Raw genomic sequence first — 13,118 nt, forward strand, 5'->3', positions numbered from 1 at the left:
TCAAAGGCGAGTTAAAAATATTTGAGGAAAAAGAGTATCTTGATTCGAATTCAAAGAGGTTAGTTTAATTGAGTTTTCATTTAAAAATTCAATATTAAATTTGTATTCATTACCCTCTATTTCAATAATTAAACTATTGGCTTCTGAGAATAAATATGTTCCTTTACCAATTATGTTAACTCCATTTGGCCCTATTATTTCCGCACTTAAATTACCATTCGATTTAAAATCATACTTTCTACCTTCTAAACTTTTAATAGCCCTTTCTCTTAAACTAATGTTTACGGTATCAAGTCTATTCTTTAAGTTGGAACCATTATATTCAATGATCATCTGTATATTTATTTTCCATTGGCCTACAATTGATTGATTCTGACCAATAGATTGAAATCCGAATATTATAAAAAAGAATAAAATGCATAGAAAAGATTTCCTAAAAACATTTATAATTAATGGATTGTGATTCATTTTATCTTTTATTTTGAAATGTTACTCGAACGTTAAAAGGGTTTGGCACCGATGAGCCGAACTCATCGTATGTCAGGTTATATAAAAAATATGTCTTGATTGTTATTTTCTTTGTGAGATTCAATTCTTTATAAGCTCCTACATAAACACCTGGAATCCACTTTTTCGCTGTTTTGTCTGTACCATGAATTTCAAGTTCTCGATATACTTGCTCGTATTCCGCATAACCTCCAATATTATTTACAAACTCATACTCGGTAAATAGCCTTCCACCGATCATATTATTAGAAACTTTTGACGGAACATAGGAGTCTCTAGTCCAGACTGTCATCCGGGCTACAACACTTAGTCCAGAAGACCATCGAGGATATATCAGATAACTAATAAAAGGAGCTGCATCAATGGCAATCTGGTCACGACCGGTTATAGTTAATGAACCGCCATAGTTAAGTCGCTCTTTCAAGGGTTTATTACCTAGTGGATTTTTAGGCAGATCATTGATATCCTGCACTTCTGAGTAAAAACGCTTCGCTTTCGCGAGCTTTGCTTGTGCCTGTTCTAATACTGCCTGATTATCTGCAAACACATTCTGTACCGGAGTTTTTACTGCGTTTTGAGCTTGTGAGTTCGCATTTTGTGGCAGTCCTTCAACAGCACTCATTTGCTGCTGAAAAAAGTCTAACCACTCACCAGATCCTAATGTTTGCTCAAGCTGTGAAAACTGATCACCGAACTCCTGTTTTTTAACAAATTCTTTAGCTTGTTCTTCAGCCACCTTTGCCAGTTCCTTCCTGATTATTGGCTTTAGACTATCAAGCTGGTATTCTGAAATGGCGTGTAAACTATCTGTATAAATCTGAAGCTGGTTTAGCTCATTACTTTTTCCTACCAGCCGAGCTAATTCATTAACATCTATAGAATCTTTAATAAAATCTTGAGATTTTAAAAGCCTATCTATACCAATTTTATCACAAGCGCCATATTTCTTACAGACATCTTTTAATACCCTTGCACTATCCTTCTCATACTGTTTATGTAATTGCTTTAGCTCCCTATTATACTTCGAAGCCATTTCATAATAAGTCTTTGCATCTTTATAAGCCTGAAAAACTGCTCTTTCAGTAGTATTCAAAGGAACATCAACCTCTATCTGGGCTAAAGCTGGATTTACTGAAACAATCAATAATACCAAAAATATGTAATATAAAATTTTATTCATGTTGAAAGATTAACAAAGGTATATTCACTTAAATAACAAAATCAAGTAATATTTACTTTTTTATTTTTTTTTTTAAAATTTCAAGTTGTAATATTGTCAAAGAATTTATCAACGATTTATTCCTTACAGAAGTATTTTCAACCTTACAAGTCATGAATAGACAAATCACATTTTTTATTATTTATTTAATTGTTGCATTAAATACATTTGGTCAAATATCACCATTAACATATAACAATGATGTTATACCTCCAGCTCCTGAATCTTCAAACCTGGGAAGATATGGTGAGTCAGCTGTTAATATGCACACAGGAACTCCTGAGATTTCAATACCTTTGTATACTGTAAAGTCAGGAAATATAAAATTCCCAATAGAATTAAAATATAATGCCAATGGTATAAAGGTTTCAGATATCGGGTCACGTGTAGGAATGGGATGGACTTTAAATGCAAGTGGGGTAATTACCAGATCAGTAAGAGGTGGTAGATGGGATGAATATTACTACCGTTATGCATGTCCAAATGGGGATTATGATAAAGGGGATTGTGAAGTTACTGGGTACCTAACTCAGCAAAATTCCTTTTGCGATCGATATGGTGATTCAGATAATATACCTGATGCATTTTATTATAATTTCCCAGGTTACACTGGTAGTTTCACTATTATTAGAGATCATGATTTTTTATTAACTCCATATTACAATTTTAAAATTAAATATACCTATGGAAATGGCTTTTATGATTTTGGATTCGAAAACAATGATGTTATAGGGAAATTTGACATAACAGATGATTCAGGACTCATTTACACATTTGATCAACTAGAGGAAATAATTGCTACTAGTGGTAATGACGTTCAGTTTGATGAAGCACAATATGATCTATATGGTAGAAATAATAATATCAAAACATATTCTTCTTCATTTTTCATGTCTCAAATAAATGACCCTATTAGCAGAAAAAAAGTTAGCTTTAAATATCTTACTCTTTCCAACGCCATTAGATACACTAGTATGCATTATACATACTATCGTGGAAATGATGACACACCCGGCACGCTTAAAACCTGTTTTACTGGCCAGAGTGGTGAAAAAAATCCAGCAAAGGGGGTAACTTATGTTCAACATTCCAAACTGATTCAAGAAATAGTATATGATAATGGCAAAGTTAAATTTCATTATGGACAAAATAGATTAGACCTTGACGGGGATAAAGAATTAAGCAGAATTGAAATTTTTGATCCAAACTCAATTCCAATAAAATCTTTTGAATTTATCTATGAATATACAAATGCTACAAATAGTTCAGATTTCACAAGTAAACGAATGTATTTGATGGAATTAAAAGAATATGATTCAAAAGGTAATTTTATCAAATCTCACAAATTTAAATATCATGATAAAGAAATACTACCTGACAGGGAAAGTTCAAAAGCTCAAGATTTGTTTGGATATTATAATGGAAAAATCAGCAATCATACTATGAAACCCACCATTTACTATTATCCAGATGAACAAGAAGAGATTTTAACTGTATTTAAAAAGAACAATTATCTTGGGACAGAATATAAAGTTCTAGGTAGTAATCGATCAACTAGTTTCAATTTCATTAAAGCAGGTACAATAAAAGAAATTACATATCCTACAGGAGGGTCTACTCAATTTGAATTTGAACCTCATACTTTTATTAACAATGATCGATTAATAACCGGTGGAGGAATAAGAATTAAACGAATTATTACAAATGACGATAATAATGGTCAAAGAATTATAGATTATAGCTATGAAGACCCTAAAACAGGATTAACTTCTGGGAGAGTTAATCGTCTACCAAATTTCGGAATGCTTTGTAGGCCATATGATGGAAGTACATCAATTCTTGATTATCTGAGAGAAGACCTTAATATCAACATCAGTAGTCAATCAAAATTAGGTTTAACTTCTGGAAGTTACGTTGAATATAGTAATATCCAAGTAAAAGAATATGGAAAAGGAACAATACAATATAACTATTTTTCCATGGAAGAATTTCCAGATAAAAGTAATGGAAATATTTACAACCAAAAATTCACTAATTTTACTGATGCTGAGATTGACTTATTCGAAAGAACTGGCTATCCACATTTACCTTTTACAATAAATAGTCACATTAGATCCAAATTAAAAAGCATTGATTATTATGATGAAGATGGTACATTAGTAAAAAAAGATACATTTGAATATAATATTAATAATGTCAAAAATAAGGTTATAAATAATTGTGTTCAATGGGATAGATATGACCCAAACCAAATTATAGAAAACTCATATAGTTTTAAATCTGATGTTATTTTACCAGAATCAGAAATACAAATTTTGTGGGATAAAAATATCAACAAATCAACTATTAGCAGAAAGTTAAACTATTACGATAATGTTTATTACCAATTAAAAGAAAGTCAAATTATTCAAAATGAAAATGAAAAAATAATTCAGTATTATAAATACCCCTATGACTACCAGAATTCAAGTCACCAAGAAATATTCAATTCATTAGTCTTGGATAATAGAATAAATAATGTAATTGAAACTCAAAAGTGGAAATCGAACTCAAAAGAAACATTATTAATAGATCATAAAATAAGATTATTTGAAAAATTCGCGGATAACATCTTACCTAAAAAATATTTAGAAAGGGAAATTTCTGAATCCTTAAAATTTGAAAGCTTCAATGAAATTATAGATCCATTCGATCCCCATCAAACCAAGGATTTCATAACAAAGGATGAAATAATAAAATATGACTATTATAGTAATCCAATTACTATCTATAATTATACTGGAAATTTAACTAATTATTACTGGGGATTTTATGGGAATTTCCCTACTGCTAAATTAATTTATTCTGAAATCAATATTAATGATGGACTTGAATTTTCAATTTCAAAACTTAATTATTTTAAAGAATTAAATGAGTCTAATTACAAAGATTTAAATTTTGTTAATGAAGAAATCCGAAGTAAACTTTCAAATAATCAATTTATAGAAACTTATACTTATCATCCTGAGTATGGAATAACCTCTATTACAGACACAAATGGAAAAACAACCTTTTATCAATATTCTAAAGAAGGCAAACTTGAAACTATTAGAGACAATAACTGGAATATATTAAAATATTTTCGTTATAAAATAAAAGAAAATGCAAATCCATAAAATGGAACTATAGTTGTAAGATTTTTAAATTCTCCGGCTTTACAATAAAAATTAAATTTATTAAAATTAAATACCAACATCCATAAATATCAAAAGGGTTCAGCAAGCTGAACCCTACCATTTTAAAATTGAAGTGACAAAAACGAATTAACTTTATATCCTTTCACCTACTGTAACTTAAATATAATCAGCAGTTTATACCGGGCATTTACTGGCTGACCGTTTTCATATCGGCTTGCCAGCGAGGCATCTCACTAATTGCCCTTATTGCTTCTTCTCTTAACTTCACATTTTCCGCCCCCATCTGTTTGGAGTGTTCCGCAGGACAACTTCAAACTTTTTATGAAATGTAGAGTCTGTGACTCGGTCATTCCAAAGCAATGATACAATGTGAAATTTAATAATCAAAAAAAGCCTCACTTTACAGCAAGGCTTCTTTACGTTTATTAATTGAATTGATTAATAGTAACCGAACAGGTTATGCTGATAAAGCAACGTGCCCTATGATAGTTTCTTTGTAATGCTAAAACTAATCTCTAAAGAGTTTATATCATTTGCTAATTTTCATTTAATATAACACCTCATCAATACCCAGAAACATTCTTACCAAGAATAAAATCACGAGTACCTATCAACAACCCTGAATCAGTTTCTTTTAATTTCAGTATCCCCGAAGTGCCGCCTCTCGGGTTTTTCGGTTCAAGCTCATCCCGGGTTAGTAAGGTATCACCTTGAAAATAGTAAGAATCGACCCAATAGTAATTTCCATTTGGCTCCAGGATTATTACATGAATATGTGCTGGTTCCGTTCTGGATGGATAAACTCCTGGTTTAGAAGTATAAAATTCATACTTCCTATTACTATCTGCCTTAACCCAACCTCTAATATAACCGTGTCTTTTCTCCCACCCCTTAGATTCTGGTAAAGCTTTATAAATGCCTTCTATATTTGTCTGATATAAATAGAGTATTACTTCCGGTGCTGGCGTAATTCCATCTGACATATAAACGGTGCCGGATACCTTTATCCGTGCACCATTATTATTAAATCCTGGTAAAGTATCAACTGAATTTACCGGACTTTCAAATTCTAATACAGCTTCACACCCTTCACATCTACCGATTAATTGGTATTCTATATCAGTGCTACCTTCCTGAGCATTACAAGCCATAAACAGAGAAAGTGAAATCAATATCGTTATTTCCTTCAACTTCAATTGGATATGGAATCAAATACAAATTTCACCCGCTACTGCAACTTAAATGTAATAGGCAACTTATACCGAGCATTTACTGGCTGACCGTTTTTCATACCGGCTTGCCAGCGAGGCATCTCACTAATTGCCCTGATTGCTTCATCTCTTAACGCCACATTTTCCGGACCTCCTTCGATCTGCGGACTGATAATATTTCCATCTTTATCAACAATAAAAGAAACGATAACTGTGCCTTCTACATTATCTCTTCTAGCCGCTGATGGATATTTCATATTTTCCGCAAGCCACTTATCCATTTCTTCTTCACCACCCATGTAGGTTGGGTTGATATCCAGCACATTATGTATTATCATACCATCATCATTGGTATAAAATTCAGCATCGTCGTTACTCATAATCTCAGGATCCCCGACTTCAGTAATTACACCACTTGCATCCGCGCCTTCCATCGATTCCAGGTCTTCTCCGCTAGAACTGGAACCATCATCAGAAGATGTCTCATAATCATCGACCATTTCATCTTCCATGGTCATTTCTTCAGAGTCGTTCATCATTTCTTCATCAGAGCTAGTCTCTGAATCTGACGAACTGCTACCTCCACAACTAATTGCGAACATAGCTATTAGAGCCAATGTTAATATTTTTCTGATCATATCTAGTAGATTTTTGGTATATAGAAGTTAACAAAAATCATCTTATATGACAATACATGGCTATAATTTAAATATACCTAGGGCTAATATTTCAATATAAACTCCTGAAGATTATCTGAACGGTCAAGGTCAAGTTTTTTCCTTAATCTATATCTTGCTATCTCCACTCCTCGGACAGATATGTTTAATAAATGAGCTATTTCTTTTGTAGACAAATTCATTCTCAAATAAGCACTCAATTTCATTTCCTGTGGAGTCAACTTTGGAAAACTATCCTTTAGTCGCTTGGTAAAATCACCATGTACCTGATCAAAATGTATTGCAAAATGATCCCAATCCTCATCAGAAGCTATATTTTTATCAATATTGACCATGATTTTATTTAGCTCTTTCTTTACCTCCTGATTATTACTTCGCTTAATAATCGAACTAATATTATGCTTAATACTGTTAATAAAACTATTCTTATTTAAAAGGTGCATAGTCGAAGTAGCCAGTTCCTTGTTCTTACTTTCTACTTGTGATTGCAACTTTTCCTTTTCAAGTTGTTCGATTTTTTCCACTGATGACCTTAACTGAAATTCCTTTTGATTGATAGCCTTCTTCTGGTTTAGTTCCATCAGGCGTTTCTCGTTTTTATGCTTCTTATCAATAAAATAAAACACACCTATCACAAGAAACATCAAAAATCCTGCTCCTGAAATATAAGCTAATGGAGTTCGATACCAAGGAGAAATAATTACAAAGGTATAAGTATCCTCCTCACTAATTTGATCATAAATGTTTTTTGCCCTTACCTTAAATGTATATGTTCCTTCCTTTAGGTTAGTATATTCTTTAATAGTCGACTCTGACCATGCACTCCATTCATCATCATGATTTTCAAGAATATATTGGTATTGCGTTGAATTAGCTCCTTGATAAAAGGGCGCACTATACTCGAATCGAAATGAGTTTTGAGAGTAATCATACTCACTCACCCTTTCAGCAGGCAAGTCTGAGGTTAATTCACCGTCATCATAATAATAGCCACTAAATACAAGGCTATCGGTAGGGTTAGTTGTGTTATATATTCTGCGAATCATTGCATTAAAAGAAAGGTTTGATGGATCTCCACCACTTTTACTATACAAAATAAACCCCTCTTTAGCACCATAAACTACCTGATTAGAACTTAAAACAGACAGGTTTTGTAAGTCATCATTTAAGAGTCCTTTCAGTCTGTTAAATACCTTTGTATTCTTTTCATAAGTGCCATTCGATTGTTTAATAAGAACACCAATTTCATCCGTTGAAAGAAAATAAATATTACCCATAGGGTCTTGTTCCATAAAACTAAGACTGGCATTATTATCAAAAAATTCTGAAAAATATTTATCCGGTTCAAATCTATCAGTCTGCTCATTAAAAGAAAACACCGTAGTTTCAGTTGAAAATATCAAACGACCATTGATCTTCCAGACATTGATCAGATTATTGGATGGAAGACCATTTTTCTGACCGTAAAAATCTACAGTTACGGAATCAAGAGCATCATTCAATTTAATTCGATAAACTCCTTTGTATCCATGAGTCATCCAGATATCTCCATTACTATCAACCTCCATCACCCTGGAAGACTCATCAAATCCCTTTAATTTCCTAACAAACTTAAGTGTTTCCCCATCTCGACGAAATAATAGTAACCCTTTATAGGTTCCACATACTACCATATCAGGATGATTTGGCAACTCAACATAAGTCCACGTCCCAAGTATGTCTGAGAGCTCATTTACTTGTTGATCTTTGATTTGAAACGCCCCCAAATGGTGACCAAGCAGGAGTAGATTATCAATTTCTTTTATTGAATATACCTGACCTGTGGTATTTGGAATAAAACTAAAGTTCTGTGCTGATTTATCGGTAAACGGTTTAAAATATAGCCCGTTATTGGTTCCAAGATAAAGTATATCATCGACTAATAAACCATCATAACCTGTCCCGGGTAAATTTGACTGTTCACTTATGATGGTAAAAGGAATATTCATTTCAATAACAGAAATTCCGTTATTGTGGCCAACCCATAAATTACCGTAGATATCTTCAAATAAAGAAAGTACAGTTCGGTTATTTAATCCATTACCTTTATTGAGATAATATTGTACCTCACCATTTGAATCAGTTATGTAAAGTCCTTGATTTTGTGTTCCAATGGCCATGTTTCCTGACGATAGTCTGATAGCTGTATTTACAACTGCTTTGGAAAGAGCCTCCTTTATTTCATTATTCCACACGTCAAATTTGACTCCATTCCAGGTGTAAGCACCATGGCTATCAGTGAATATCAAAAGATGATTATTGGCTAATGGAATTATTGATGTTATGGGTATCCCTTTAAAAAAATCTCCCTGGTCAAAAAGTTTGAGTTCACCATTATCCAGATAAGTCAACCCATATTCCAGTTCATTAACAAACAAACGATTATTCACAAAATGAAAATTTTCAGGAGGAAATTGAGGTTCGATTACATCAATAAACTGATCATTTTCATAAATAAAAATCTGTCTGAAGGTACAAAAGTATATTTTTTGACCATCATTGAAAACCTTCCATGTTTCATCAAAATTTCGATATTGGTCGGGTAAACTATCAGCAAGAGACACATAATTTTCACCTTCGGGCATTGAAGGAATCACATAACCAAAATCACCCTGTACGGCAACATAAATTTTACCTTTAGGACCGATCATAACGTCTCTCATTTTTGTTCCGTTCGGAATCATGTATCTGTCCCATGAATTAGCATCGTATTCCAGTAACCCGAAATTATTAGCTACATAGATCAGACCATCATTATTCTGAGTAATCGTCCAATTTTGAATCCCTCCTTCATAATCCTGAGTAGAAAAATATTTTGTGAAAGGCAGCCCTTTAGAATTCTGACCTGAAATTGTCTGTGTAGATATAAATAAAAATAGAAATAAAAGCCTTCCCATCGTAAATATTTTATCAGTTCTACCTGAAACAAACATATAATTGAAAATGAAAAATCACAATCTCCTTTGATGTATTAACAAAAATGACAGGAGAAAAATTGAAAAAATCAAAATAGTACTTAAAATACAAATAAACAAAGATTTTAATATGAACTGATGAAATATTGTGAAAGTCAAAAATAGCAACTGATGTATTCATGTAGTACCATGATTTTTGGGTATACAAATAATTAGGAGTTTCTTCAAACGATTGCAGTTAAAAGCGCAATTATGAAAAACTAATTTTTATAACCCTAATAAACATATGAAAAAAGCACTACTCATCCAGTTGCTGTTTATGCTGCTGTCTGTAAGTTCATACGGGCAACAGGCGGTAAGCGGAAAGGTAACTGACAGCGACGGGTTTCCTGTTCCGGGAGTAAACGTTCTTCAAAAAGGAACAAGTAATGGAACAGTAACCGATATCGACGGCAATTACAGTCTTACCTTACCTTCAGATGCTGTAATATCTTTCACTTATATCGGATTTATAACCCAGGAAATACCAGTTCAAAGCCGTGGTATTATTAACGTGGAATTAGTTGAGGATATTACCTCTCTAAATGAGGTTGTTGTAGTAGGGTATGGTACAACAACAAAAAAAGAACTTACCGGAGCAGTTTCTTCTGTAAAAGGTGAGAATCTTGAAAAATTAAATGCTCCAAGAATTGAAAATGCACTTCAAGGACAATTCGCCGGAGTTAATGTCACTTCTAATTCAGGGTCACCTGGAGGAGATCAAAACATCAATATTCGTGGGTTTTCAACTAACGGAAACGCTTCGCCACTGATCGTGGTTGATGGTATTATCTATGATGATGGTTTATCTGCCTTAAACCCTAATGATATCGAATCAATTGATGTTTTAAAAGACGCTACCGCTGGTATCTATGGTGTACAGGCAGCGAATGGTGTAATCATGATTACAACAAAAAAAGGTCGGAAAAACCAAAAAGCACAAGTTTCTTTAGATGCATATTATGGTGTCCAGGAAACATCAAAAAAGCTAGACATAATGAATGCTACTGAATATGCAGTAATTAAAAATGAAGCAGCAGCAGCAAATGGTGACACTCCTCCTTTTGCAAATACTAATTTAGGTGAAGGTACTGATTGGCAGGATGAAGTATTCGAAACTGCACCAATCCAAAGCTATAACTTAACCGTAAGAGGTGGTACAAGTAAAAGTACTTATTCGATTGGTGGCACCTATTTTGATCAAAAAGGTATTGTTGGAGGAGATAAATCATCATATACCCGATATAATGGAAGAATAAACTTTAGTACTGACCTTTCAGATAATTTAACTTTCGAAAATATTTTATTATATACTAATGAAGAAAGAAAAACACTTCCTGAAAATGTTATAGGATCAGTTTTATTCAATGCACTAAATAACAGTCCTATTTTTGACGTTTACGATGAAAATGGAGACTTTACTTATGCAGATGGCATTGGAGATGTAATAAACCCGATTGCTCAAATGGCTAATACCTTCAATGAATCGTTTACAAATAAAGTAACTGGGAAATTGGGATTAGACTGGGAGATCAATGATGCATTTAGTGTTACAGGTCGTGTGGGCTACAATTATGCTGATGTGAAATTCAGAGGTTTTTCTCCACTAGTTTATTATGGTGCCGGTAAAGCACAAAACACAGCTTTGAATGCAGATCTTGATCCAACTTCAACAGAAATTGCTCCAGGAACTGAGATCGATGTACCTAATAATGTTACACAATCCAACACAACTTATTTCAATTATAATTTTGATGCTTTCTTAAATTATGAAGAAACATTTAATGATGTTCATAAGGTAAAAGCAACGATAGGTACGTCAATTTATTCTTATTCAGAAAAAGGTTTATTTGGTACTGCATACAATGTTCCTTACAATTCATGGGAATTTGCTTACATATCTGCAGCCGATGGTGCAAACTTATTAAATAGCTCTAGTGCTTATCAGTTTGAATCAAGATTACTTTCTTATTTTATTAGAGGAGAGTACAACTATGAAGATAAATACCTTTTATCAGCTATGGTCAGAAGGGATGGATCTAGCCGATTCGGTCCAAATAATAAAGTAGGATACTTTCCAACATTCTCAGCAGCCTGGGTTTTATCTGAAGAAGATTTCTTCTCTCCAAATGGGTTTATCGATTTCTTCAAAATAAGAGCCAGTTATGGTGTTTCAGGAAATGACAGAATTGGCAACTGGGCTTATAGAGGATTATTGGATGGAGAAGCTGTATATCCTTTTAATAACCAGTTAACAACAGGTAGGGCAATTGGCCTGTTAGGTAATCCGGATTTAAGATGGGAGCAAACTTCTCAATTAGATTTTGGAATTGACCTTGACATTTTAGAAGGAGATCTATCAATGTCTTTAGATTACTACATAAAAACTACGACTGACCTATTATTCCAACCAGAAGTATCTGCGATTGTTGGTGCTTATGGTGCTGGAGGACAGCCACCATTTGTAAACGCTGGTGAAATTCAAAATAAAGGATTTGAACTAGGATTAAATTATCGTAAAAGAATATCAGATAACTTCAACTTTAATGTAAACTATAATTTAGCGACATATAACAATGAAGTTACTGGGCTATTTGAAGGTGCAGACTTTTTATCTCGTGGTGAATTTAGTGTAGGAGGTATTAATCCTACTAGAATGGAAGTTGGATTCCCTCTAGGTTATTTTGTCGGACTTCAAACTAACGGTATTTTCCAAAATCAGGCAGAAATTGATAATGCCCCTACTCAAGAAGGAGCACAACCCGGTGATCTTCGATTTGTAGATGTTAATGGTGATGGAATGATCGATTTTAGTGGAAATACTGATAGGGTTCAAATCGGTTCACCAATCCCTGACTTCACAATGGGTCTAACTTTATCTGCTGAGGCTTATGGATTTGATTTTTCGGCCTTCCTTTATGCTTCAATAGGGAATGATATTGTCAGAAATTATGAGAGACAAACACCTCTAGCGAATCTGATGTCTTACAAGTTAGACCGTTGGACTGGTGAGGGTACTTCAAACTCTGAACCACGAATTACAAATGGTCCTAATAGAAACAATGTATTTTCAGATTACTTCGTAGAAGATGGTTCTTACCTAAGATTAAAAAACATCCAAATCGGATACTCATTACCTTCTCGAGTAATTGAAAATATTGGCTTTGAGCGTGTAAGACTTTATGTGTCTGCAAACAATCTATTTACGCTGACCGATTACATGGGGTATGATCCGGATGTAACCTCCAGCAACCCTCTTGCAGCTGGAATCGATTATGGATTCTATCCTCAAGCAAGAACTTATATGTTTGGAGTGAACCTAAATTTCTAATAAC

General features: G+C 33.4%; 7 protein-coding genes. 2 read left to right on the top strand and 5 right to left on the bottom strand.

What is annotated here, in order from left to right:
* Together HH304_RS08985 and HH304_RS08990 are read right to left on the bottom strand one after the other, a co-directional pair.
* Positions 1-468, bottom strand: a complete 468-nt coding sequence (locus HH304_RS08985; protein WP_169680556.1) for a hypothetical protein — start codon at positions 466-468, stop codon at positions 1-3.
* A gap of 1 nt (position 469) precedes the next feature.
* A complete protein-coding gene (locus tag HH304_RS08990; protein WP_169680558.1) occupies positions 470-1,687 on the bottom strand; it encodes a hypothetical protein in 1,218 nt (405 codons plus the stop codon).
* Positions 1,688-1,839: 152 nt separating this feature from the next.
* Between HH304_RS08990 and HH304_RS08995 the strand changes: the two genes are divergently transcribed.
* Positions 1,840-4,881 (top strand): SH2 domain-containing protein, encoded by a 3,042-nt coding sequence (locus HH304_RS08995; protein ID WP_169680560.1) that lies wholly within the window; start codon positions 1,840-1,842, stop codon positions 4,879-4,881.
* Between the two features lie 584 nt (positions 4,882-5,465).
* Here HH304_RS08995 and HH304_RS09000 read toward each other — a convergent pair.
* The 3 genes from HH304_RS09000 to HH304_RS09010 form a co-directional block, all read right to left on the bottom strand.
* Positions 5,466-6,092 carry a dioxygenase family protein gene (locus tag HH304_RS09000; RefSeq protein ID WP_271711566.1) on the bottom strand — a complete coding sequence of 209 codons (627 nt, stop codon included), beginning with the start codon at positions 6,090-6,092 and terminating at the stop codon, positions 5,466-5,468.
* A gap of 38 nt (positions 6,093-6,130) precedes the next feature.
* Positions 6,131-6,751, bottom strand: a complete 621-nt coding sequence (locus HH304_RS09005; protein WP_169680563.1) for an energy transducer TonB — start codon at positions 6,749-6,751, stop codon at positions 6,131-6,133.
* Between the two features lie 83 nt (positions 6,752-6,834).
* Complete coding sequence (locus tag HH304_RS09010; RefSeq protein WP_169680565.1) at positions 6,835-9,726, bottom strand: triple tyrosine motif-containing protein; 2,892 nt, start codon at positions 9,724-9,726, stop codon at positions 6,835-6,837.
* A gap of 304 nt (positions 9,727-10,030) precedes the next feature.
* Between HH304_RS09010 and HH304_RS09015 the strand changes: the two genes are divergently transcribed.
* Positions 10,031-13,114, top strand: coding sequence for a SusC/RagA family TonB-linked outer membrane protein (locus HH304_RS09015; protein ID WP_169680567.1), 3,084 nt, complete (start codon positions 10,031-10,033; stop codon positions 13,112-13,114).
* Positions 13,115-13,118: the final 4 nt, after the last annotated feature.

Origin of the sequence: Marinigracilibium pacificum, assembly GCF_012926615.1 — a bacterium.
Lineage (GTDB): Bacteria > Bacteroidota > Bacteroidia > Cytophagales > Cyclobacteriaceae > Mangrovivirga > Mangrovivirga pacifica.

Coding starts and splice junctions, on each gene's coding strand:
- HH304_RS08985 (WP_169680556.1), bottom strand. CDS start 468: ATGAATCACAATCCATTAATTATAAATGTTTTTAGGAAATCTTTTCTA.
- HH304_RS08990 (WP_169680558.1), bottom strand. CDS start 1,687: ATGAATAAAATTTTATATTACATATTTTTGGTATTATTGATTGTTTCA.
- HH304_RS08995 (WP_169680560.1), top strand. CDS start 1,840: ATGAATAGACAAATCACATTTTTTATTATTTATTTAATTGTTGCATTA.
- HH304_RS09005 (WP_169680563.1), bottom strand. CDS start 6,751: ATGATCAGAAAAATATTAACATTGGCTCTAATAGCTATGTTCGCAATT.
- HH304_RS09010 (WP_169680565.1), bottom strand. CDS start 9,726: ATGGGAAGGCTTTTATTTCTATTTTTATTTATATCTACACAGACAATT.
- HH304_RS09015 (WP_169680567.1), top strand. CDS start 10,031: ATGAAAAAAGCACTACTCATCCAGTTGCTGTTTATGCTGCTGTCTGTA.